At 63.5% G+C, this 24211-nt stretch carries 20 protein-coding genes; 13 read left to right on the top strand and 7 right to left on the bottom strand.

Features of this window, described 5'->3' with window-relative positions; all coding sequences use genetic code 11:
• Window positions 1-15 precede the first annotated feature (15 nt).
• From LVJ94_03065 to LVJ94_03075, 3 genes are all read left to right on the top strand, one after another.
• Window positions 16-1347 (top strand): esterase family protein, encoded by a 1332-nt coding sequence (locus LVJ94_03065; GenBank protein WXB06226.1) that lies wholly within the window; start codon window positions 16-18, stop codon window positions 1345-1347.
• 109 nt (window positions 1348-1456) lie between these two features.
• Window positions 1457-3658, top strand: a complete 2202-nt coding sequence (locus tag LVJ94_03070) for a glycoside hydrolase family 3 C-terminal domain-containing protein (GenBank protein WXB06227.1) — start codon at window positions 1457-1459, stop codon at window positions 3656-3658.
• A gap of 13 nt (window positions 3659-3671) precedes the next feature.
• Window positions 3672-4460, top strand: a complete 789-nt coding sequence (locus LVJ94_03075) for an AMP nucleosidase (GenBank protein ID WXB06228.1) — start codon at window positions 3672-3674, stop codon at window positions 4458-4460.
• A gap of 1 nt (window position 4461) precedes the next feature.
• Here LVJ94_03075 and LVJ94_03080 read toward each other — a convergent pair whose 3' ends face one another.
• The 3 genes from LVJ94_03080 to LVJ94_03090 form a co-directional block, all read right to left on the bottom strand.
• Window positions 4462-5970, bottom strand: a complete 1509-nt coding sequence (locus LVJ94_03080; protein WXB06229.1) for a hypothetical protein — start codon at window positions 5968-5970, stop codon at window positions 4462-4464.
• Window positions 5971-6194: 224 nt separating this feature from the next.
• Entirely contained in the window at window positions 6195-7178 is a 984-nt protein-coding gene (locus tag LVJ94_03085) for a hypothetical protein (GenBank protein ID WXB06230.1), read from the bottom strand.
• 66 nt (window positions 7179-7244) lie between these two features.
• Window positions 7245-7487 carry a hypothetical protein gene (locus LVJ94_03090; protein WXB06231.1) on the bottom strand — a complete coding sequence of 81 codons (243 nt, stop codon included), beginning with the start codon at window positions 7485-7487 and terminating at the stop codon, window positions 7245-7247.
• A 348-nt stretch (window positions 7488-7835) separates the two neighbouring features.
• Between LVJ94_03090 and LVJ94_03095 the strand changes: the two genes are divergently transcribed.
• From LVJ94_03095 to LVJ94_03125, 7 genes are read left to right on the top strand one after another with little or no spacing between them, the layout of a single operon-like run.
• The gene (locus LVJ94_03095; GenBank protein ID WXB06232.1) at window positions 7836-10376 is read left to right on the top strand and encodes a TonB family protein; all 2541 of its coding nucleotides are present in this window, start codon (window positions 7836-7838) and stop codon (window positions 10374-10376) included.
• Window positions 10373-11329, top strand: a complete 957-nt coding sequence (locus LVJ94_03100; GenBank protein WXB06233.1) for a hypothetical protein — start codon at window positions 10373-10375, stop codon at window positions 11327-11329. The genes LVJ94_03095 and LVJ94_03100 overlap by 4 nt, the downstream gene beginning before the upstream one ends.
• A gap of 14 nt (window positions 11330-11343) precedes the next feature.
• The gene (locus tag LVJ94_03105; GenBank protein ID WXB06234.1) at window positions 11344-11985 is read left to right on the top strand and encodes a MotA/TolQ/ExbB proton channel family protein; all 642 of its coding nucleotides are present in this window, start codon (window positions 11344-11346) and stop codon (window positions 11983-11985) included.
• A gap of 28 nt (window positions 11986-12013) precedes the next feature.
• Entirely contained in the window at window positions 12014-12421 is a 408-nt protein-coding gene (locus LVJ94_03110; protein WXB06235.1) for a biopolymer transporter ExbD, read from the top strand.
• Window positions 12418-13176 carry a hypothetical protein gene (locus LVJ94_03115; protein WXB06236.1) on the top strand — a complete coding sequence of 253 codons (759 nt, stop codon included), beginning with the start codon at window positions 12418-12420 and terminating at the stop codon, window positions 13174-13176. The genes LVJ94_03110 and LVJ94_03115 overlap by 4 nt, the downstream gene beginning before the upstream one ends.
• 23 nt (window positions 13177-13199) lie before the next feature.
• Complete coding sequence (locus LVJ94_03120) at window positions 13200-14309, top strand: histidine kinase (GenBank protein WXB06237.1); 1110 nt, start codon at window positions 13200-13202, stop codon at window positions 14307-14309.
• Window positions 14306-15088: a LytTR family DNA-binding domain-containing protein gene (locus LVJ94_03125; GenBank protein ID WXB06238.1), complete on the top strand. Its 783-nt coding sequence runs from the start codon at window positions 14306-14308 to the stop codon at window positions 15086-15088. Before LVJ94_03120 ends, LVJ94_03125 begins: the two co-directional genes overlap by 4 nt.
• Before the next feature lie 16 nt (window positions 15089-15104).
• On the opposite strand, the gene LVJ94_03130 is transcribed toward LVJ94_03125, so the two are convergent.
• Window positions 15105-15635, bottom strand: coding sequence for a hypothetical protein (locus tag LVJ94_03130; protein WXB06239.1), 531 nt, complete (start codon window positions 15633-15635; stop codon window positions 15105-15107).
• Window positions 15636-15729: 94 nt separating this feature from the next.
• Here LVJ94_03130 and LVJ94_03135 point away from each other — a divergent pair, with 94 nt between their 5' ends.
• Window positions 15730-17055: a hypothetical protein gene (locus tag LVJ94_03135; protein ID WXB06240.1), complete on the top strand. Its 1326-nt coding sequence runs from the start codon at window positions 15730-15732 to the stop codon at window positions 17053-17055.
• Window positions 17056-17127: 72 nt separating this feature from the next.
• The gene (locus LVJ94_03140) at window positions 17128-18186 is read left to right on the top strand and encodes a peptidyl-prolyl cis-trans isomerase (GenBank protein ID WXB06241.1); all 1059 of its coding nucleotides are present in this window, start codon (window positions 17128-17130) and stop codon (window positions 18184-18186) included.
• A gap of 26 nt (window positions 18187-18212) precedes the next feature.
• Here LVJ94_03140 and LVJ94_03145 read toward each other — a convergent pair whose 3' ends face one another.
• The gene (locus LVJ94_03145) at window positions 18213-18989 is read right to left on the bottom strand and encodes a GNAT family N-acetyltransferase (GenBank protein ID WXB06242.1); all 777 of its coding nucleotides are present in this window, start codon (window positions 18987-18989) and stop codon (window positions 18213-18215) included.
• A gap of 179 nt (window positions 18990-19168) precedes the next feature.
• Here LVJ94_03145 and LVJ94_03150 point away from each other — a divergent pair, with 179 nt between their 5' ends.
• Window positions 19169-20197 carry a hypothetical protein gene (locus LVJ94_03150; GenBank protein WXB06243.1) on the top strand — a complete coding sequence of 343 codons (1029 nt, stop codon included), beginning with the start codon at window positions 19169-19171 and terminating at the stop codon, window positions 20195-20197.
• 17 nt (window positions 20198-20214) lie between these two features.
• On the opposite strand, the gene LVJ94_03155 is transcribed toward LVJ94_03150, so the two are convergent.
• Both LVJ94_03155 and LVJ94_03160 read right to left on the bottom strand, forming a co-directional pair.
• Entirely contained in the window at window positions 20215-23046 is a 2832-nt protein-coding gene (locus LVJ94_03155) for a chitobiase/beta-hexosaminidase C-terminal domain-containing protein (GenBank protein WXB06244.1), read from the bottom strand.
• Window positions 23047-23420: 374 nt separating this feature from the next.
• The gene (locus LVJ94_03160; protein ID WXB06245.1) at window positions 23421-24062 is read right to left on the bottom strand and encodes a peroxiredoxin; all 642 of its coding nucleotides are present in this window, start codon (window positions 24060-24062) and stop codon (window positions 23421-23423) included.
• Window positions 24063-24211 lie beyond the last annotated feature (149 nt).

Raw genomic sequence — 24211 nt, forward strand, 5'->3', positions numbered from 1 at the left:
CTTAGATGCACATCCGTGTTGTCCTTGTCCGCGGCCGTCCTGACCGCGGCGCCATCCGCCGCGCCTTCTCCATCGGCACCGCCGCCCTTCGCGTGGGACGACGGGGAGGGGATCCACGTCGTTTCGTCGACCCAATTGGATCCACGTCAGTATGCCCTCGCGGTCCAATCCGCGGCGTTGGGACGGACGGTGAACGTTCGGGTGCTTCTCCCCGCGGACTATGTCAATGCGCCGGCGGCCCGTTATCCCGTGCTGTATCTCTTTCACGGCACGAGCGGCCGAGCGTCGGACTGGGTCACGTTCGGCGAGGCCGCGCAGACCACCGCCGGACTTCCTTGGATCGTGGTGATGCCGGACAGCGGTTTCGACGGCGACGGCGGGGGGTGGTTCACCGACTGGTGGGACAGCAACACCGTCGAGGGGCCGTCGCGGTGGGAGACCTTCCACATTTCGCAGCTGGTGCCGTGGATCGATCACAACCTGCGAACGAAGCGTGAGCGCCATGGCCGAGCCATCGCCGGCCTCTCGCAGGGCGGATTTGGTGCCTATAGCTACGCGGCACGCCACCCCGACATGTTCGGCGCGGCCGCGTCCTTCTCGGGCGCGCCCGATATCGATTCCAATTTGCTCACGGCGGTGATTGCCGAGTTGGTGATCACGACGACCGCCGTCGTCCTCGACCACGTGCAGCCGTTTGCCATGTTCGGCCCGCGCCTGACCAACGAAATCAATTGGCAGGGGCACGATCCCGCGACGTTGGCGCGAAATCTACGCTGGACCAACATGTGGCTCTACACGGCCGCCGGAGTTCCTGGCCCTGCCGAGCCTCCCAATCCGGCTTCGACGCTGATCGAACAGCTGACGCACGCTTCGACCCTGAGCTTTCACGATCGCCTCGGATCGCTGGGGATCGCGAGTCATTTTCACGATGGCCTCGTTGGCACCCACTCCTGGCCGTACTGGACGCAATACCTGCGGCAGTTCGCCGGTGAGCTGGCACCGATGTTCGCCCAGCCTCCCGCGCCGCCGACCACCATCTCGTATGAATCGATCGACCCGAGCTGGTCTCAATGGGGATGGTCTGTCTCACTGCAGCGCGATACGGCGCAGCAGTGGAGCTCACTGAGCAACGCCGACGCCCATGGCTTCGTCCTGACCGGGGCGGGCACCGCCACCGTCGTGACACCCGCGCTCTATCCTCCCGCCTCCACGTGGACCGTCACCACGACGGGCGCATGTGGCAATGGTTCGGCGCGCATCGAAGCCGACGCCGCGGGGCGGCTTCACGTGACTCTTCCCCAAGGACCGCTGCCCTTCAGCGCGACGACCGTGACGATTCACGGCTGACGTGAAACGCGGAATCGAACGCGTTCGTCGTCGACGAAGTAATTAACATATCTAATTTTGAATCGTGGAGGAATGCATGTTCCGACGGTCTCTTTTTGTCTCGATCTCGATGGCTGCACCCCTGTTGGCCATGATGGTGGGTGGCTGCGATGGCGGCGGTCGCGCGGACGCGAACACCAGCGCGTTGGGTGTCGCGACGGATTCATCGCCCGAGGTACGCGCACGACAGGTCCTGGCGCAGATGACGCTGGCCGAGAAACTCACGTTGATTCACGGTGACGGCTTCTGTTGGCCTGCAGGCACCGACGGTTGGACGGCGGGTGTGCCACGGCTGGGAATTCCGCCGACCACGTATGTCGGTGCCGGTTCCGGCGTCACGGATGTGTGCCTTCGAGACAAGTTGCGCCCATTCAATCCAGCCATTCCACCCGGTCCGGCAACGGAATTGCCGGCGCCGATTGCGCGAGCCGCAAGCTGGAGCAAGGCCGTGGCGAACGACGCCGGAAAGCTTCTCGGCCGCGAGACGCGGGACAAGGGTTACAATGTGCATATCGGCGGCGACGTCAATCTGGCCCGCGATCCGCGGAACGGTCGTACCTTCGAGCAGTTCGGCGAAGATCCGCTGCTCGCCGGCACGCTGGTCGTCGCGGAACAACGCGCCGTCGCCGAGGAAGGCGTGATCAACAGCGTCAAACATTACGTGGGAAATGAGGCCGAAGCCCACCGCAACGAGAGCACCTCCGAGATCGATGAGCGCACGTTGCGGGAGCTGTATCTCGTGCCATTCGAGATGGCCATCCGACAAGGAAGAGTCGGTACCGTGATGTGTTCGTACAACGCCGTCAATGGAGTCGCTGCTTGCGAAAATCGATACCTCCTTCGCCAAGTCCTGAAAGGGGAGTGGGGATTCGAAGGTTGGGTGATGTCGGACTGGTTCGCCACGTACAGCACCGTGGCCTCGGCCAACAACGGCCTGGATCAGGAGCAGCCGTGGGGTCTGTTCTTCGGCATCCCGCTCGCGCTCGCACTCGGTACGGGCGAGGTGCCCTTGGCCAGGGTCGACGATATGGTATTCCGTATTCTGCGCACGATGTTCGCCTCCCGCGTGGTGGATGATCCGCCCGTGCAGCGCCCGATCGATACGGCACGCGGGGCGGGGGTCGCTCGGCAAATCGAAGAACAGGGTGCCGTGCTGCTCAAGAATGCCGGGGACCATCTGCCGCTCGACCCTGCCGCCACGGCCTCGATCGCGGTGATTGGTGCCTATGCCGACGGGGCGGACGACGGTCGCAATGCCTGCCCGTTCAAGGACGACTGGTGCAACACCAAGGGGTATGCCGCCGGCGGCGGCTCGTCGTCGGTGCATCCCACCGTCACGGTGACGCCCCTCGCAGGCATCCGAGCCCGCGTACCCCACGCGCGCGTCGAATACGCCAGCGGCCGCGACATCGTCGAAGCTGCAAGATTGGCTCGTTCCAGCGAGATCGCGATCGTGTTTGCTCGCGATACCGAGAGCGAAGGCAAGGATCGCGTCAATCTGAGTCTCGACGAGGATGCCGACAGCTTGATCGAGGCCGTGAGCCGAGCCAATCCGCGCACCATCGTAGTTCTCGAGACGGGCGGCCCCGTCACCATGCCTTGGCTCGACCACGTACCCGCGGTGCTGGAGGCATGGTACCCGGGGCAGAGCGCGGGCGCCGCCATCGCACGCCTGCTCTTCGGCGACGTGAGTCCCTCGGGCCGGCTCCCCGTGACGTTCCCGAAGTCGGAGGCGGATCTGCCAACCGCCGGATCCGTTGCGCAGTGGCCTGGGGTGCTCGAACAACAGGGGGGTCGCTACCGGATCGATTACGCCGAGGGCGTGTTCATGGGCTATCGTTGGTACGACGAACGGAAGATCGAACCGCTGTTCCCATTCGGATACGGGCTCACGTACGGCGCGAAATTCGAATATTCCGACCTGCGCATCGAATCGAAAGGGCCGAGTGTGATGGTCCAGTTTCGACTTCGCAACGGTGGGACGCGAACCGCCGTCGAAGTCTCCCAGCTCTATCTCGGCATGCCGTCCCCGTCCCCCTCGGTGCATCAACCGCCGAAGTGGCTGAGAGGATTCGATCGGATCGAGCTTGCCGCGGGCGAAGCGCGCGAGGTGAGCATCGAACTGCCGGAGAGAGCTTTTTCCTATTGGGACGTGGAGCAGAAAGGGTGGGCCGTATCACCCGGCTGCTACGAAGTGATGGTGGGATCTTCGTCCCGTGACGTGGCGTTGCGGACGGGCCTTTCGCGCGGCACCCTCGCATCGTGCCCGTGAAACGACTATCGTCATGGGCGAGACCATGAAAGAAAAAGAACAGATCGTCGAGAACTGGCTGCCGCGCTACACCGGCATGCGCCTCGACCAGTTCGGAGAACACATCCTCCTGACGAATTTTTCCGGCTATCTGCACACCTTTGCGCGCCTCACCGGGGCCGAGGTCGTCGGGCTGGACCGGCCGATGCCCAGCACGACGTTCGACGGCATCACCATGATCAATTTCGGCATGGGTAGCCCAAACGCCGCGACGATGATGGACCTCCTCTCGGCGACCATGCCCAAAGCGGTGCTCTTCCTCGGCAAGTGCGGCGGACTCAAACGCAAGAATCAGCTCGGCGATTTGGTGCTGCCCATCGCGGCGATCCGCGGCGAGGGTACCTCCAACGACTACCTCCTGCCCCAGGTGCCGGCGCTCCCCGCGTTTGCGCTGCAGCGTGCCGTTTCGACCATGATCCGGGACCTCGGCCACGACTATTGGACCGGCACCGTCTACACCACCAACCGCCGCGTCTGGGAGCACGACGACGCGTTCAAGGATCGCCTGCGCCAAATGCGCTGTATGGCCATCGACATGGAGACGGCCACCATCTTCGCCGCTGGATTCGCAAACCGCATTCCCTGCGGCGCGCTGCTGTTGGTCTCCGACCAGCCGATGATTCCGGAAGGCGTCAAGACCGAGGCCTCCGACGCCCTGGTCAGCGCCTCCTATGTCGATACGCACATCCAGGTCGGCATCGAAGCGCTAAAACTCATCCGCCGGCACGGCAAGTCGGTTCGGCACCTGCGGTTCGACGAATAAGTCATCGTGGGCAACTTACGGGGGTTGCCCACAATTCGAAATCACTGCCACTCGCGGCGAGATAGGCCACCAGGCCGTGTCCTGTCTCCGAGACCAAAACCTGCCCCTGGCCCGCGTTGACGCCATCGGCAGAAATCGAAAGAGCCGGACCCTCGGGCTCGCCCTTGGCATCGATCGTCAGCGCGCGCACCTGATGGTTCGCGAAGGGCCCCTCTGCCCACACCACGAGGAAACGGCCATCGCCAAGCCCCGCAATGCTCGGTGACATGAGCGGTGCACCCAAACCGCCGGACGGAGGTTCGAAGTTTTTCGCTGGCTCCGGAGCTGCTTCCCCTTGGCGCCATCGCTGCCATTGGAGACGCCACGCATCCGAAGCGGTGGCCCTGCTGGCCCAAATCAACGCAACGACATCGCCGCTCGCGGCCATCGCGGGGGAGCCGACTTGCGGTCCGAGGGTGTACGCGAGCTCTCCCTTCGCCGCGAATTTCGCATCGACGGTGCCGAATGCCATTCGGTCGCCGTGGCGAAACGCAACGGCATATCCCCCCTCCGTCCCCTCGAGCGGTGATGCGCGGATCGCTTCCACGGGCGCCTTCCCCTGCAGCGGCCATAGAGCCGTGGACTTCCCCGATCCGTGGCGCGCCCAAGCGACATGTCCCTTCGCAACGCCCATATCGAAGGGCGCGCCGGCCACCGCGCGTCGCCCTTGCAGTCGATCGCCCTTTCGCTCGTTCTCGAGCGCGACACCGACGGCTTTCGTACTGGGCACCGGCAAAACGCGGCGGATGGCGCCATGCGCGGTCGCTTTGCCGCGTGCGACCACGTCGAGCGTGCGAGGGTCGACGACCAGGGCTGCAGCATCCTTCGGTCCTGCGGCAAAGCCGAGCGCAATGCCCTGGGGGGCGCGCATCACCTCCACGCCGCTCGGTAGCAGGATCCGCGGCGCGAGCATTTTGGAAGCGCCCACCACGGTGCAGGGGCTGCTCACGGGAGCCGCACCCGCGTCCGCATCGACGACCGCAGGTGCAACGGGCGCGACCTCGCTCTCCGGGGGCTTCGTCGTTGCAATCGGTGTGGAATTCATCGTGCGCGACGGCGCGCGGAGAGCCTTGACGGCGAGGCCGCCGAGTAGGATGACGAGCAGCAACCCCAATCCGCCAAACACCGGCAGAAGGAAGCGCGGCTTGCCCCGTGGGATCCCATCCGGTGCGTCCTCCTCGGGGCCCGGTTCCTCCTTTTGCACCGGCACCGTCGGAGGAGGCTCGGGCGGCGCGTCGGGCATGGCCAACGGCGACATCCAGTGCGCCGGCTCCTCCTCGTCTTCTTTTGCGCTCCCGGCCCCCGACTCTTGACCCGGTTCTCGAATGGTCGGCACGCCCAGGAGGGTCGCCACCGTGGATTGGCCGGCTGCCGGCGCGGGCGGCTCTGAACGGGACGCATCGGGCTTGCGCGGGGCTCCGCCCGGAACGAGGGTCTCGAGTGACTTTGGTGAAGGGGGCTTCTCATCCATGGCGTCGACGGGACCTCGGAACCGGGAATGGTCCGCGGGTTCCGATCAGTCTACATCGACGCGAGATCCTTGCACGCAATGCTCGAGCCATCGAGGTACGTCCGGGCCTGGTCCCGCACCACAAGCCCACATCGAGGCGCTTGGGCTGGCGATTCGCGCTGTCGCATGGGTCATGGCACGATCTCGTGGACCAGGTATCGTGCGACAAGGAGAGCCGTCCTGAGTCACTCTTTGCGTTCGGCTTTCCGGCGCGCCAGAAAGTCTTCGTGGACGATGTACAGTTCCACCTCGGCCACGTCGACCCAATGGAAGTACCCGTTGTACCAGTCTCCTTTTACTCCGTTTTGCTCGCACCAGCTGGCGTCGTGGCCGAACCAGCAACCATGGACTTTGCCGTTTTGGAAACTCTCCACTCCAAAGTCGGTATCGCGCCACCTGAAATACATGACGTCGCGGTACCACGCGTCGAGATCGTCGACGGGGACCGCAATTTGCCATAGCCCGCAGAGGGTGGAGAGCTCGAAGCCCTCGTTGCTCGAGTAGACCGTATCGGGCATCTTCATGATGTAGACACGGTCCGACATCGTGAACTGGCGGGTGTTCTTGAAATAGGTTTCGCCGCGGTATTGGGCCATTTGCTCGCCGGGATGCGACGGCATCTTCGCTGCGTCGACCGGCCGGACCGTCTTCCAAGGCACCTGCGGCATATCAAAGTAGGCTTCGAAGCCTTTGCGTTTGCCCACCTCCGCCATCCAGTGCACCCGAAGGTCCTCGTGGACGATGTACAGCTCCACCTCGGCCACGTCGACCGAATGATAATAGCCGTCGTAGTGACTCCCTTTCACGCCGTTTCGATCGCACCAACTGGATTCGGAGCCGATCCAGCCACCGTGGACCTTCCCATCTCCGAAGCCGAGCACGACGAACTCCCCACCGCGCCACCTGAAATGCATATCGTCGCAGTACCACGCGTCCAGTTCGACCATCGGGACCGTCTTTTCCCATGGCCCGCCGACCTTGTCGCGCTGGAAGCCTTCGTTGGACGCGTAGCTCTCATGGGGCGTTTTGGTGAGCGTGATGTGGTCCCCGCGGCGTTTCGTGTAATAGAGTTCGCCTCGATATTGGGCGATGGACGTGGACTGATATGGCGGTTTCACCGCCGCATCGGTCGGGCGAATCGTCTTCCAGGGTTCACGAGGATTCCGCACGGGATCAGGCATGCCCAAGGATACCGCGAAGCCGTGCGACGCGCCCGCCGGCCGCGTTCAGGGGATTCAGTTGGTGACGACCAACAGAGCGAGCATCATGGTGATCCGTACCTCGTGAGGCCGCTCCGCGAGTGCGCGCGCGAGCGTTTGGAAATCGTCGTTCGACACCTCGGCCGGTCGGCACATGGCTGCGAAGTGATCGACGAAGTCCTGTTCATCGCATAACTCGATCGTCGCGTGCGCCTCCCGCAGGATGCGCTCTCGCGCGTTGCGTGCGCCATTCCCGCTCGAGTCTGCATGGTCACGCATTTTTCTACTCGCGTAAGCTTTCGCGATACGGAGGATGAGGAGATCGAGAGACTCGGCGCTCGATGGTTGTATACTCATGAGGTCTCCCCTCGCTCCGGTGTGGCTCGACAATCCCGGAACGATGGGGTGGCCAAGCTCTGTCGGCGACGCCGCGCTGGCGAACCGGCGCTTGCAGCTGGTGAGTCGGTGGCTTCCGCGTGCGAGCCGGAAGGTGCTCGGCACGTGCTCATGTTCGTTCGGGGCGCCAGTTCGTAGCGATCGCGCAGTTGCATCCGGCTCACCAGCTGAAATCCCCGGTTCACCAGCGTTGCATCGCCCCGGGAAATCTACCGAGGCATCGTCAGCGGCGTGCCGAGATGGAAATTCAACACCACGATTGGACTCGTCGCGTTGCTGGTGACCACGAAGGGCTTCGCTCAGACAGAGGGGACCCCCAACGTGGTGCCTCCGACGGTGATGACGCCCGCCGCCGTCACGTATCCCCAGACGGCGATTGCCGAGTGCTACTTCGCCGAGACCGAGGTCGTGCTCCTCGTCGACGTCGACAAAACGGGGGCGGTCTCGAAAGCGACGCCCGAGTCGCCCGCCGGCCACGGCTTCGATGATGTCGCCGTCGCTGCTGCCATGACGTTGCGTTTCGAGCCTGCCACGCGAGACGGGACGCCGATTGCCGCGCGTATCAAGTATCGTTTCCTCTTCCATCCTCCGCCCGCGAAACTCATAGGTCGCGTTTCGACGCCGGAAGGGCGGCGCCTGGCTGGCAGTGTCCGGCTCATGTTTCCCGACGGCACGACGCGAGACGTCCCTACGGACGCGGACGGCCAATGGAGCGTTCCCGATCTGAGCCGCGGCAAGGTTACCGCCGTCGTACACGCGGAGGGCTTCAAAGACGACTCGACGGAGGTGTTCCTGGAAAACGGCGAGGAGACGAACCTCGTCACGCGGCTTTCGCCCGTCGCGAGCGACACCGCACGGACCACCCCCGCGGAGGACTCCGTCGAAGAAGTGAATGTTCACGGCGCGAAGCCTCCGCGTGAGGTCACCAAGAGGACACTCTCTCGCGAGGAGATCGACAAGATTCCTGGGACGAACGGCGACGCACTGCGATCGATCCAGTCCCTGCCCGGTGTTGCGCGACCGCCGCCTTTTGGAGGCGTCTTGATCGTGCGCGGCTCGGCGCCCGCCGAGACGACGACGTTCGTCGATGGGACGCCGATCCCGCTGACCTATCACTTCGGCGGATTGAGCTCCGTCGTCCCCACCGAGACCCTCGAACGCATCGACTTCTACCCCGGCAACTACGGCGTCACGTACGGGCGCGGGACAGCGGGCATGGTGGATGTCGCCCTGCGGGACCCCAAAAAGGACTTTCACGGCTTCGCCCAGCTCGACCTCATCGACCTGCGGCTTCTCGTGGAAGGACCGATCGGCAAGACGGGGTGGAAATTCCTCGCGGCCGGCCGGCGCTCCTGGTTCGACACCTGGTTGGTCCCCATTCTCGAGGGAAGCTCGGCGGCTGTCGGGACCGCCCCTCGCTATTACGACTATCAACTCATGCTTCAGGGAAACTTGGGCAAGCGTGCCTCCCTGCGATTGACCTTCTTCGGCTCCGACGACGCATTGTCGTTCGGGCAAGCCAAGGCCGAATCGGCGACGGCATCCATCGGTGGCACCATCGACAACAAGACCAAATTCTATCGTCTACAGGCCATCTACGACCATCGGTATTCGGACAGCGGCGAGCTTCGTGCGGTCGCTGCCATCGGGCGGGACAAAGTCGATATCGGGGTAGGAACCCTCTTCGCCAGCACGAGCGAATACCCATTTTCGTTGCGAACGGAGGTGTCCCAGCGTCTCGCCTCGAGCGTTCGCGCGCACCTCGGAGTCGATTTCATGTATGCGCCATACGATCTATCCCTCCGACTCCCTCCGAAATTCCAGGCCGGAGATGGTCCACCGGCGCCCGGATCGCCACCAATCCTGAGCAATACCACCGGCGCTCGGACATTCGCAGGAGGTTACGGGGAGCTCGAAGTCGTTCCGTGGCGAGGTGGTCGCATCGTTCCCGGCTTCCGTGTCGACTACACCTCCGTGACGAAATCCTGGGATGTTTCGCCACGCATCAACTTCCGGCAAGATCTCACGCAGGGAGTGCCGAGAACGACGCTGAAGGGCGGGGTCGGGCTCTTCTACCAGCCGCCCTCGATCCGGGAGACCGATCCGAACTACGGCCAGACGGGGCTCAAGTCGAATCGCGCCGTTCACTACGCGCTGGGATTCGAGCAGCAATTCACCGAGCATCTGGATCTCTCGGTTGAAGTCTTCGGCAAGACACTCGATCGGCTCGTGGTGTCAGGCTCTGGGAACTCGGGCGAAGGCCGCGCGTACGGCGCCGAGTTCATGCTTCGCTTCAAAGGACATCCGCGGTTCTTTGGATGGCTCGCCTACACCTACTCGAGAAGCGAACGTCGCGACACCGACCATGATCCGTGGCACTTGTTCCAATACGACCAGACGCACAACCTCACCGTCGTGGGCAGTTACGATCTCGGGAAAGGCTTCCGTGTCGGCGGTCGCTTTCGGCTCGTCTCCGGAAACCTTTACACACCGAACATTGGTGGCGGATTCGACGCGAGCTCTGGATCCTATGCGGACGGGCTGCAGGAGCCGGAGTACGGATCGCGACTGCCCATCTTCCACCAGCTCGACCTCCGGCTCGACAAGACGTGGACATTTCCAAATTGGAAGCTCACGGCCTACGCCGACGTCCAGAACGTCTACAACTATCTTGCCAAAGAAGGTATGCGCTACAACTTCGATTTTACGGTATCGGGCTACAACGAAGGACTGACGATCCTTCCCAGCATTGGTCTTCGAGGTGAATTATGAGGAGCGGTCTTCGCATCATCCGCAATGCACTGGCGTTGTGCGTCGCCCTCGTGGCGTCGTCGTGCGGGGACGAGTTCGGTCCCGGGAGCCGTCTCTCGACGGTGCGCATTCTCGGTATTCGGAGCGATACCCCCTACGTACGCCCCGGCGCAACGTTCACGACGGATATCCTCGCGTACGACGGTCGGGCCGATCGGTCACGTCCAATGCATCTGTATTGGCTCGAGGACATCTGCTTTTCGCCCACGGATGGGAAGCCCGAGGACTGCTACCGGCAACTCGAGGCGAAGTATCCGCGAAACGAGGATCTCAGCTCGCGGGTGACGGAAGGGAAGCAGATGACGTTCGCGATGCCGGCCGATGCTTCGACGGGAAGCCCTCCTCGCCTCGCGCTCGTTTTCGCTGCGGCCTGCGCGGGCCATCTCGAGCTCGTAGGGAGCGCGGAGGGGTATCCAAGCTCCGTACCGTTCGCATGTGTCGACCAGGGACGCCGTCTCGATGCCAACGATTTCGTCTTCGCCTTCATGCGTATCTACGTGTCGAACGACCTTACCAACGCCAACCCCACGCCGAGTGGAGTCACACTCGACCGCGTTCCGCTGCCCATCGATCGGCCGTTTTCATTCCCGCACTGCACCGTGCAGAGCATCGACGACTGCCCGGCTCGGAAGCTCGCGGTCACCATCGGGGACGAGTCGCAGGAGGTCGATCCGACGAGCGGCCCACCGGGAGGGGAGCTTCTCCAGGAGCAGATTTGGTCGAGCTTTTTCGTCTCGTCCGGGAAGCTCGAGAGCGAGTCGCTCATCCTATTCGACGCGCGTCACGGTCGGACGAGCCATGCCGAAAACGAATATCGCGGCCCGACCGTTCCTGGCGACGTCGATCTCATCGTCGTGACCCACGACAACAGGTCGGGGGTCGCATTTCAATCCTTCAAACTCAAGGCCGAATAGCAAGTGAGGTGGTGATGATCGAGACAATGAAAAATTTGATGCTCCGTGGTGGAGCAGGCTGGGTCATGTGGCTGCTCATCGGGCTCAGCGTGATCTCGTTGGCCATCGCCATCGAGAGAGCGTGGGTACTCCTTCGACGGGGGGGCGACGTTCGCACCCTCGTCCTCGACCTAAACCGACTGCTTCGCGCGGGCGAGATTGACTACGCACAAGAGCTCCTCGCCAAGTCCAAGTGCGTGGAGGCCACCGTCGCGCAAGCGGGGCTTGCGGAATTGGAGCGCGGGCCGAAGGCGGCCGAGCAGGCCATGGCGGCCGCGCGGGGCGTGGAGCGTTCGCGGTTGGAGGAGCGCCTCGGCTTCCTAGGTACGGTTGGAAACAACGCCCCCTTCGTGGGGCTCTTGGGAACGGTGATTGGTGTCGTCGGAGCGTTCGAGGAGCTCGGAGCGGCCCAGATGCCGAGCAGCGCGCTGGCGCCGGAGAAGGTCATGAGCGCCATTGCCGAAGCGCTGGTGGCGACGGCCATGGGGCTCGTCGTCGCCATCCCTGCCGTAGCCGTATTCAACTACCTTCAGGAAAAAATCACGCAGAAGATCGAACGCGCGGAGACGCTCGGCTACGTCGTGCTTGCATATCTGGAGGGACGGGATGGCAGGTAGTACGGGAAGATCGCGCCATGGCGCGATCATGGGGATCAATGTCACGCCGCTCGTCGACATCACGCTCGTCCTACTCATCGTGTTCATGGTCACGGCGAAGCTGATCGTGGGGCAAAAAGCGATCACCGTCGATCTTCCCAAAGCGAAGACGGGGGCCGAAGTCCAGGAGGTCCTCAGCGTCGTGTTGATTGCCCCCGAAGGAATGCAAGTAAATGGAGAGATGGTTCCCGAGAACGACGACGGACTCGTCGCCATCGCACGGGCCGCGGTGACGAAAACACCCGAGCTGCGGGCGGTGGTCAAAGCGGATGGAACCGTGTCCCACGCGCGGGTCATGCATGCCCTCGATCAACTCCGCGTCGCGGGGATTGCGAAGGTGGCGTTCGGCGTGAGTCCTGTCCTCACGGCGGGCGGAGCCGGGGCGGAGAAGCCATGAACACGACGCTCGACCGAATCCTGGCGCGCCCGGCGACCTCGCGCGGGCGCTTTGGCAGCATCTTGCTCATGGCGTTCGTCTCGCATCTCGGAATCGGTATGGCGGCGGCCTCCATACGACGCCCTGTCGCGACCCCGCCCCGAGAGACGGAGATCCAGGTGCTGCCTGACGAGCCTCCGCCACCGCCGCCGCCAGCCCCAGAGCCCCCACAGCCCGAGAAGGTGGCGACGCCATCGCCCGCGCCGCGCGCTGCACCGGCGGCAGCCCCTCCTCCCGCGGCGGCCGCGAAGGTGGCGACCGCACCTGACGATGCCCCCGTCGACTTGACCGGAGGCGTCGTCGTGGGCTCCGCCGAGACATATGCAGGAGGGAGTACCGCCGCGACGGGTACGGGAAGTCGGGTCGGCTCGGCGGCGGGCGTCCCGGGCGCAGGTGCTGGGACGGGTCGCCCGTCGCCACCGCCGATGGGACCAGACCTCTCGCGCCCACCGCGGTTAGCAGAAGGTATGTCGTGGAATTGCCCATTCCCGCCGGAGGCCGACGAGAAGGGGATCGACGCCGCCATCGTGGGGCTCAGCATCGAGGTGACGGCCGACGGTGACGTCGTGAACGTCACCGTCGAGCGAGATCCGGGCACGGGCTTCGGTCGTGTGGCGGCATCCTGCGCCCGCTCGAAGCACTTTTCTCCGGCCGAGGACCGTTACGGCAAACGGGTTGGCGGACGCTCCCGAGTCAACGTCCGGTTTCAGCGCTGACGAGCTACACTTAGGAGTCATTCATGCGCACGTCGTCTCCAGCATCACCCGGGTCGAGCCTATGGAGATGGCGAGCGATCGCCGTCGGGGTCGTCTCCACTCTCTTCATCCTGACGGCGATCCCCGCCCTCCGCGCGCACATCGGCGGACGAGATATTCCGCTTCCACTCGCCATCGGCGCCGCCAACTTCCTCGTCGTTCCCATCATCCTCTCCATTGTCGACCGGGTCCTCGTTCGATACGCGAGCAGCATTCTTTCGCGCATGATGGTCGGGACCGTCGTTGCCGCGCTCGTCGGTGGCACGATGAGCTCCCTCATGTGGTCCGGATTGATCCCGCACGTGGCACGGAAGTTTCACGATGCGGACCGGCCGACCGAGTCGGTTCTCGGGACCTTTGGCGTGGGAGCGATCCTCAGCGTTCTCGTCGTCGGCGCTTGGTCACTTGCGGCGATCTTTCCGCGCGTGCTCGAGCAAGAGAAAGTCCGTGCGTTGCAGGTCGCGAACCTCGAACTCGAAGCGGCGCAGCTTCGCGCGGAAGGCGAGCTTGCCCGCCTCCGGGGCCAGCTCGAGCCTCATTTCCTACTCAACACGCTGAATCTGATCTCCGGGCTGGTCGGAATGGACGTGGACAAGGCGCGCCGCACGATCGTGAATCTCGGCGACCTTCTCCGTGACGCGCTCGAAACGCACGGCGAATGCCAATCCATCGACGACGAAATCCAGTGGCTCGAACGATACTGCGAGATCCTCGTTGCTCGGCATGGTCCGAGGCTCACGTTCGAATGGGACGTCGACCAAATGGCGCGCAATGCTTGTCTGCCACGCCTTCTCCTGCAGCCGCTGGTCGAAAACGCCATCGTTCACGGAGCGTTGCGCGCTGCCGGAAGTGGTGTCGTTTCCGTTCGCGTTCGGATGCCGACTTCGGAGCGCGTCGAGATCTCCGTGGAGGACAATGGCCCTGGTCTCGCAGAGTCCACGCGAGCAGGTGCGGTTGGAGTCGCCAACGTTCGGCGCCGACTCGAACTGACCCGTCCCGACGCCATCTTTGCTCTGGAGAGCGATGCCACCGGCACACTCGCTTTTCTGAGCCTCCCCTATACGATTCACATCCCAGGAGAAGGCAAGCGATGAGACCCGACGAGAAGCTCCGAGTCGTAGTTCTCGAGGACGAATGGGTTGCGCGAAACTTCCTCGTCGAGATGATCGAAGCTACGGGGATCGCCTCCGTCGTCGGTGCGATGGAAACCTTCGACGAGGCGGTCTCCTTCATGAGCAAGGCGCCGTCCAGCATCGATGTCGTGTTCGTCGACATCAACCTCGTAGGCTCCTCCCACAACGGGCTCGAGCTCATTCAGCAATTCGTCAAACGACCTGGCGCACCGGCATTCGTGTTGGCCACTGCCTTGCGAGAGCATGCCCTCGAGGCGTTCGAGATGGGGGTGGTCGACTACGTGCTCAAGCCTTTCGACGAGAGAAGGGTCTTGAAGTGTCTCGAGAAGCTCCACGCAGCCCGCAGAAACTCCGACTACGCATCGGAGCCGAGTCGCCCATTACGCATCATTGCGCGCAACAAGCGCAACCTGGTGTTTTTGAACCTCGGCGAGGTGTGGGCCGTCGAGGCTTCCGAGGGAATGACTCAGGTGCATTCCGGTCGCGGGACGTTCGATATCGATATCTCGTTGGATACGATTGCCACATCCTTCGGCCGCGACTTTTTGCGCGTTCATCGGAACTGGCTGGTGAGTGAGGAGCACGTTCTCGAACTCGAACGAGATTCCGGCGAATCCGCGCTCCTCGTGGGCAGTCGAAGCCCCGACGGCTCCTCGTTGCGGGTGCCAATCGCCAGGGACCGATTGTCCAATCTGCGGGCTCGTTTGATGCACGAAGGGGTTGGCGTGAGGCGACGCTAAGAGCTCTCCATCGAACTCACCGTTCGATGGGGCCCACGCTCGCGAGAAATCGGCGCATGTCTTTTCGGCTGACCAAGCGGATGCGATCGAGGTGAGCCCATTTGGGTTCGGCAAAGCGCGCGCCATACCGTTCCGTGTATTCGGAGTGTTTTCGCCATGACCAGCGAATGGGATGCTCGGGATTCAGCCAGTGAAGTGGGCCTCGTTCGCGACATCCATTCCATAGTTCGGCGCGTGTTATCCAACGAACGAACGAGCGTTGCACCACTTGCCACTCGACGAGCAGACGCGGCAAATCCAACCATACGACCGTGTCGGCTCTGTCCCAGAGCATCTCCCGCACGGCCGTATAGTTCCCGTCGGTCACCCAGCACGGCGCTCGGGTGGAGTGGTCGACGTCCGCGATGAACGTCGGCCGTGGCGTCCACCCTGCGCCGTGATGGAGTGCATCCAGTTCAACGTAGGGCACGCGCAAGCGCGTGGCGAGTCGACGCGACAGGGTCGACTTGCCAACACCCGAACAGCCAATCACGAGAACCCGTTGCAAATTCACAAACCTGTGATGTGTAGTTGACAGGTTAGATGGTAGAGCCCACATTCAACCCGTGTCAAGGGTTACACGGGTTAGGTTTCTCTTTGTCTTGACAGTGCTGTTTCTCGCACTGACGAACCAGCGTGCCGCGGCGGATGGCCCGATTCCGATCATGCTGGGGGCGTCGGTGGTGCCGCTGCATGGCCCGTGGAGATTCCATACGGGCGATGACCCTCGATGGGCTGATCCCGATTTCGACGACTCCGATTGGGAGAACGTCGATCTCACCCCGGCGCCCGGTGCGCACGACGCGGATGTGGGACTCTCCGGGTACGTTCCGGGGTGGCGCGCGCGCGGACATTCCGGTCACTGGGGATATGCCTGGTACCGTATGCGGATATCGGTGGCAGCGCCGCCGGGATATCCGCTTGCACTCGCGGGTCCTCCGTACGTCGACGAGGCGTATCAAGTCTTCCTCGACGGCAAATTGTTGGGAAGCTCCGGGACGTTCTCCAGCGCTGCGCCCGTCGTCTACAGCATTCAGCCGCGACTTTTCTCGTTGCCCGCGCTGCAGGCTCGGACGGTGGTCTTGGCGTTCCGTGTGTGGATGGGCGAAGATGCGATGCTCGCTGCGGATGACACCGGCGGCATTCACATCGCCCCCGTGATCGGGGAGGCGAGTGGCGTCGAGGCTCGCTATCGCTTGCAGTGGTGGGAAACGATTTGCGGATACGTGGTCGACGCGGTCGAACCACTCGTGTTCGTCCTATTGGCGGGCGTGTCGCTCATCGTCTTCGCGTTCGCACGCACGAATCGCGCCTATCTCTGGCTGAGCGGGGCCCTCCTGCTGACGGCACTTCTTCGTGTTCATCAGGTCATCTTCTTTTGGACGCATTGGGAGAGTACGCACGACTTCGATCTCGTGCGCGAGATCTCGCTCGTGCCCCTCGTGCTGGCCGCGTGGGTCATGGCGTGGCGTGCGTGGTTTGATGTGCTCGAGGCCCGATGGCTCCCTCGCGCAACCGGTGCACTCGCGCTGATGCTCGCGGTGTTGCAGGCAGCCGGCCGCGCATGGCTCGCGCCATTTCTGCGTGACGTGCGCAACGTGACGTGGGTCGCAACGGAGGCCACACGCTGCGCATTTCTCGCGCTCATCGTGTTCATCACCTACACGGGGATTCGCCGGCACGGGCGCGAAGCATGGCTTGCGCTCCCGGCGGTCATCCTGGTCTCCGTGGCACTCTTTGCGGACGAATTGAGCTTACTCCGCGTGCCCGGCATTTGGTTTCCCTTCGGCACCGGCGTGTCGCGCACCCAATTTGCGCTCGCTGGCTTCGACGTGGCCATCGCGTTCCTGCTTTTGCGCCGTCTCCTGCTTCACGCGCACCGCACTACGGGCGCGGTCGCGAGCCATGCCGCGGGCGTGAGGCCATAGGTCCTCGATCCTGAGCCGCAGCCGTGCGAGAATCGCGGCCGTGTGTGCTACGAGGGGTTCGAGACCACCCGGATGACGCGCCATCGATATCCATTTACGCTCATCGCCTTGACCGTGTCGTGCCTCGCCTGTTCCTCGCCGAATGCTCGGGCGCCGCAACTGACCTCGAATCCTGCGACATTGTCGGCACCCGCTCCGGCACTTCCGACGGCCGCGCCACCCCAGACGACGGAGGTGGTCTCGAAGCAAACATCCGTCGTGGTTGAATATGCCATCGTGAGCTCGAGTTGGCTCGCGCCATTCGTTCGCGTCGATGCGAACGAATTGAAGACCTGGACGGCCCAAGCTTTGAAGGAAGGGCGCCTTCCGGAAGTGCGCCACATCCTCGTCAAGGTCGACGCTGCGACGGGCAGCGACAGGGTCGCGAGAAAGCACGCCGAAGCCTTGATTGCGCGCCTTCGCAAGGGGGAGGATTTCGCGGCGATCGCGCGCGAGGAGTCCGACGATCCCGGGTCGGGAGCGCGTGGAGGTTCGGTGGGCGCGGACACATCGCGCTTCGTCGAACCATTTCGACATGTAGCCGCCACGCTCCGGCCGGGTCAACTCACGCGTCGGCCCGTTCATACACGCTACGGCTGGCACATCATTCGAAAAGATCGCGCCACGCCTAGCGCGTCGTCGGCCGCATACCAACGCGACATCGCTCCCCGCGTCGCGGAGACCGTTGCCCAGGAAATACTGAAACGGCGCACGTCCACATCGTCGATGGATGCGGCACGGGCCGAAGCGACCGCCGCGCTGCTTGCTCCGGGGGCCGACAAGGGGACCGGGGCTCCCATCGTGCGAACCTTCGACCCTGCGAAAGACAACGAGGCCGCCGAGGCAACGTGCCGAGCCACCGCAAACGAGCTGCGGCTACGACTCCAGGCCATGCTTCGCGACCAGACGGCCGCTCCGGTTCTTACGCCGCCGACGGGACTTCCCATTTGCGGAGACGATCTCGATGCCCTGCGCACCTTCGCCGCGGAAGCGAAGCCGCAGGAATCACGCATTGTCGAAGGCGACGGGCACCGCCAGCTGATTCTCTATGCAGCGCCGGTGCCCAACGAGCCCGTGACATTGCGCCCGTAGCCCGCCCGGGGCGAATCCGCGCAGTATCAGATGGCTTTGATGTACGGCGTGGTGGTGGTTAGTTCGAGGAAGCCGAGGCGCTCGAGGATCGGGCGGCTGTCCGGCATGGCGTCGACGTGGAGGTAGCGGGTGCCGCGGTCCAAGGCGAGACGGGCGCGGTGGGCGACGAGGGCGCGGTAGATACCGCGGCCGCGGTGCGATTCGAGGGTGCCTCCGCCCCAGAGGCTGGCGAATTCGGTGCCTTGGTGGAATTCGATGCGGGCGGAGCACACGGGAAGGTCGCCGTCGAGGACCAGGAACGGGACCATCGAGCCGGGGGAGCCGGTGAGTTGCGCGAGGAGATCTTCGGCGAAGTCGGGGCGGCTGTGGCCGAAGACTTGGTCGTGCAGGGCGACCATGCGCGCGATGCCCGCGGCGTCGGCGATGGTTTCGATGCGGATGCCCTCGGGCCAAACGATGTCGATGGCGATGTCCGCGGCGTTGGCGACCATGACGGATTCGGGCTCGCCGGCTTCGAATCCGGCGGCGACGAGTCGTTCGGGAAGGTCCGAGGGGCGGTCGTGGCGATGGTATTTCCATTCGAACGAGCGGCCCAATCGGGCAAAATAGGCGACTTGCGCGGCGATGGCGCCGTCGACGGTGGCCGCGTCGAGTTCGGACCAGATGACGGTGCATTCGCCGTCCGAGTCGGGATTGACGTAGCGGAGAATCCCCGCGTCCCATTCGGCGCGGGTGCCGGGGGCGCTCGGTCGAACGGAGCGGCGGATCTGTTCGTCGAACACGGCGAGTGACGGCTGGGGCATGAGATGCATCATCTTACCCTTTCCGCCAACGTTCGATCGAGTTGGGGGCTCGATGTCATCCGCATTGGGTTCTCGAGCACCCGAATTCGAGTCCGCAGCCGATGTGGAGCACGCGAAGACGGCACGTTCCTCCGTTGGCTCGTATGGCACGTGCGTTGCGATGCCAGGCAGCAACATCGATGCGAAAGAAGGTCGTCAACGCAGGGAAAGAGTGGGCCCCTCCGGTTAGCCCTGCGGGAACGCGCGTGAAGGCACCCATTCCAAGTTCGTATGGGTATCCCATCAATCAGATGGACGAACACGGGCAAAAGAGCGGGCTATGGCTTGCTACGGTGGACGAGGCCCTGGTGGAGGGCTGTTACTTCAACGGACGCCCCGTCGGACCTTTGCGAACGTTCCATTCGAATGGCCAACTCTTCGACGAGTGTGTCGTTCGATATTGCCCCGACGAGAAGGGGCTCGTTTCACCCGAGCCGGGTTGGCAATTTCACGGTCTCGCAGCCGCGCCGAGTCGCAAACGAGCGCTCTCGTTCGGCGGCTCCGTGGTCGTCGGCGAACTACGGTCGTTCCATCGGAATGGCAAAGCGCGATGCCTCTGGAATTTCAACGAACGTGGATTGCGGCACGGCATTCAATTGGATTGGGACACGAAGGGAGGCCTCCTCTCTCAAGGCACCTACGAGAATGGGCGCGGTCATGGACTTTTCGCAACGAGGAAGGGGCGAACGTACGAGTTGACTCGATGGATCGATGATGTGCCGCAGTTCGACACCGCCACACGAAGCGCCGTACTCCAGCGGTACGGCGAATGCGCATCTCTCGAAGACAAGCGAGCACTCATCGGCAAACATGTCTCGATAAGCTTCATCTGGCAGGCGATTGCCGCCGGAGAATACGATGCAGGGCAAGATCCCTCGACGTGGCGGATCTTGGCGGAAAGTGGTCCCGCGCCATCGTTCGATTCGTTGCTCGCGCTGTTGTCAGCGGTGAAGGAATTCGAAGATGGGCGGGATAGCGTACACCTCGTCCGCCTTCTCGAGCGCATGGACCACCATGCGGTCGCGGATAAATGGCGCACGACGCTGTCGACGTTGGCGCGCCCGGTCCAATTGTTGGTCCAGTTGGCGCGGCGCGCGCAGGGGGAGAGCATCCCGAAAGAAGATGCACGGAGCATCCCTGCCGAGTGGGCTGCATCCAAGCCCCGGTGAAGTGAGGCCAGGGGAGTTCACGGCCTGGGGAAAATGGAATCCCCTGCAGGCCGCGCGCTGGCAAAGTTGGCGTGGACGTAGTGGCCATCCAGTGCGGGCCACGCGTCGATCGTGCCGTCTTTCCAGAGCGTCCCTGCGATGTCGACCACATCGCCAAACGCGCTTCGCGGAAGCCGAAACTCCACGAACGAGCTCGCGCCCGTGCCGCCTCGGGCGATCTCTCCGTCGGTGAGCTGGAACGGCGCGTCGACCCACGCGATGCCATTGAAAAGACGAACCCGCGTATCGCGACCGTCGGTCTTCCACCGCACGTGATACTTCGCGGCGAAGGGAAGCGCGGTGGGCGAAGACACGACGCCGGTGTCGAGTCCGGTGCGCACGCCGCCGTCGCCGCTCAAATAGACGCTCACATAATCCGTCGTGGATCCGATGGGCGCACCCTGCATGCCAACGTAGATGTACCCATGTCGGTCCCAGCTCACGAACGCCGTATTTCCGCTCTTCGTCGTGAGCGCGTCGACCGTGGCGAAGTCGTTCACGCCGTCCATCTCGATGACGTGCGCGTAGGGCACCACCGTGTACGACGCTTGCCCCGTCGACGGTATCAGGCCGGGCTCCCCCCGTTTGCAGGCGACGGCATTGAGCGTCGTATCGGAATCGTAACCCAATCCATCATGGTCCGCCGAGACGCTTGCCGCATTGGCGCAACGGACGCCGGCCGGCGCCGTCTCCGCGAGGCAATCCTCCGGTACCACGGACCGTGTGTCCGACCAGCAGATCCGCGGGTTTTCGGGCGGTGTCGCAATCGCGATATCGATCTTCGGAATGACGCCGGTGAACGGTCCCGACGAGGGCGCGGGGCTGAAGGTCATCTCCGACATCTCCAGCCAGTAGCTTTCGCCCGCCCATCCCCATGCGGGAAGCTTTCCGCTCGTCGCGCATGCCGTCGCCCGAATGCTCGTGCGCGTCTTGACCTTCACGGCGAGCGGCGCCGCGCCCCCGTGGACGTCTCCCGTTCCGGTGCACGCGAGCGTGGCCGCATCGCACCCGGGCTCCGTATCATCCATCGTATAGCAAATCTTCGTGGGCCATCCTGCCCTGCTCCGGGTGACGGAATCGAGCGTCACGGTCGGCGTATCCGTATAATTGCCGGAGCCCGGAGAGAACGTGGGCATTGCGGTGATCGGACGATACGCTTCCGCGACCCGCACCTTCGAGGGCTCGTATCCTTCCTTGCAGCCGATGACCCGGAGATCCACGCGCTCGTCGGGCTGGAGCCAACCCGGCGCAGGGTCGGACGCGCAGGTCGGGTCCGTTCCATAGGCCGCATGGTAGGTCACGCCCCCTTCGCTGCCCGTGTACCCCGACGAGTACTGGAGGTCGGAACCAACGGGGTAGTCCCACCCTGAGAAAAGCCCAAAGAACACGTCGTCCACTTTGAAATGGTACACCGCGCTCGCCACGGACGATTTGAACAAGCCCGACTTGCACGCAATGGCCTTGATCACGGTCCCGGTCGTGTTGACGGCGAGCTTCTCCGGGAATGGTGAACCCGTCGTGCACGCACTTTCGTTGCAATCCGGATCCGCACCGTTGACCGTATAACAGACGCGATCGGCGTTCCAACTCGACGCGGCGACGTCTTGGTGAAAGCCATACGTGCCGCCTGCCGGAGAGAAATCCGGCGCCGCCGTCGTGCCGGCCTTGGGATAGTGGGCTTGACTCGACCCGCCCGCCGGGTGGCCGGTCCTGCAGCCGAGCGCGGTCAAGAAGCTATTCGCCGTGACGCGAACCTTGCCGCCATTCGCGACTCGGAGACCGCTGCAACTCGGCGTCGAGCCGTCGGTGGCATATGCAACCTCCGTCGCTCGAATCGAGGAGAGCGTGACATCGAGTGCCTCCTGGGTGGCCGGAATGGGGGTACCCGCGGGCGGATCGAAGGTTGGATAGGTGGGACGAATGTAATAAGCTGCTACAGCAACATCGCTGGCGCTGTAATGCTCCTTGCATGTGAGCGCTCGAATCGCGACACCGTCGGCAAATGCACCTGCCGGGATCGTCCCGCGTTCATTGAAGATGTTCGGGCTGGCGCAGGTGGGCGTAGAACCGTCGACCGTATAATGAATGACCCCTCCGGCCGTGTTCGTGCGCAGTGCAACTGTCGACCACTCGTACTCGTCGAAGTCTTTTGGGGCCGGGTCGAACACGGGCGCCGCCGCCTTGAGCGAATAGTCCGCTTGCGTGAGCGGCGACGGGGACTTGCGCGTGTCGCACGCAATGGCCGTGATGCGTTGGCCCGATTGCGTAATGGAGACGGGGCGCCTGGCATCGTAGTAGGTGGAGCCCCGGGCGCACATGTCCGAGAGGCAAGCCGGTGCCGACTTATCGAGCGTATAGCAAATCGTCGCTCTCGCGGTGGCGCTGGTGAGGGTGACGCCAACGTCGTTTTCGTACGTCCCGGCGCTCGGGCTGATCGAGACTGCGGCGACGGTTCCGCTCGCGATATCGATGGTATAAACTCCCGTCTGGACCTCCGAATTCGGATATCCCGGCCTGACGGCAATGGCCTTCACGGTCGTCGTCTTCGCAATGGAGATCGGTGAGCCATACGCCGTCGATGCTGCCGTGGGCGTACTGCCGTCCACCGTATAATGGATGACCGCCTGGGGCGTCGCCGTCTGGATCGAAATGGACACCGCGGACGTGAACGTGCCCGGCCCCGGGTCGAACTCCGGAGTGGCGACCGGCTCCTTCACCCCGCCGTCCTGCGGCCATGGAAAACCCGCGTCGACGTCCAGAAAGGTCTCCGGATCCCCGCCGCATCCTACGATGGCCACTACGGCGACCATTGCCGCGACGCCGGCAAGAAATGTGCCCCTCAACGTACTGTTTATTCCATACCGAGACATAAGGCTCCCCTTTCGGTCGAGAGCGACCGAGCAACGCGGCGTACTCCTAATCTCCAATCAGGACGTCGTGTAGATTTCCGTCAGGAAATCGACGTGACGCCTGGCACGCGCGTCGCCAACCGCGTCGGCGAGCTGCGTCCATTGAATGGGGGAGGCCTGCGATCGGGCAGATGCGAGACGTGTCGCGACGTCGCGACTCGGTTTGGCATCGGGTGAGCCGTAATAAGACGATATCGAAAAGCTAAGAGAGCTTCCAGGCTGCAGGCTCGGTGCACCGGTTCATGCCGAGGACACCGAGCCGCGCATGGATTCGGTTAGGAGCTCAGGTCTTTGGCGACCTCGTTTGCGTGATTGGACACGTCGACGGTGCGGTAGATTTTCTTCACCTTTCCATCCGCGCCAATAACGACGGTCTGACGGTCGGCCATCCCGCCCTCGAAGGACACGCCAAACGACTTGGCGATGACACCCTGGGGATCGCTCACCAGGAGGAAGGGCAACTTGTAGTGTTTCGCGAAATCTTGGTGCGACTTTTCGCTGTCCGCCGAGACGCCGATGAGGACTGCGTTCTTCTTCTGGAGGTCGTTCCAAGAGTCGCGGAACGAGCAAGCCTCCTTGGTGCAGCCGGGGCTCTCGTCCTTGGGATAGAAATAGATGACCACGGGTTTTCCCTTCAGCGACGAGAGGCTGAGGGTACTGCCGTCATGGGCTTTCGTCGTGAAGTCCGGTGGCTGGCTACCGACGGTGATGGCGCGGGGCGCGTTGGGATTCTCACCGGGCGTCGAGCCGGGCGCGGCGTTTTGTGCAGGCGGCGCGGCGGCGGAAACGTTCACGTCGCCCGTAGTTGGAGCGGGGGCGGGCGAAGCGGGCGGGGGCGCCTCCTCATTGTGGCAACCAATGAACGTTGCGGAGAGCAGCGCGGCGGAAACGAGGACACGTGCAACACGGAACGGCATGAGGAGCCTCCTTGATCAGGCTTTCTTACGCGAAGGTCAGGCGACAGAGAGCGGGCCAAGATTAGCATCCATGAATGGAAACGCGATCGGAATGCGCGACGTCCAAAATGGCGGAGCCGCGGTCCCGACCTCTCGTTCCGTTTGCGTTC

Source organism: Sorangiineae bacterium MSr11367, from assembly GCA_037157805.1.
In the GTDB taxonomy this organism is placed as follows: Bacteria; Myxococcota_A; Polyangia; order Polyangiales; family Polyangiaceae; genus Pendulispora; species Pendulispora rubella.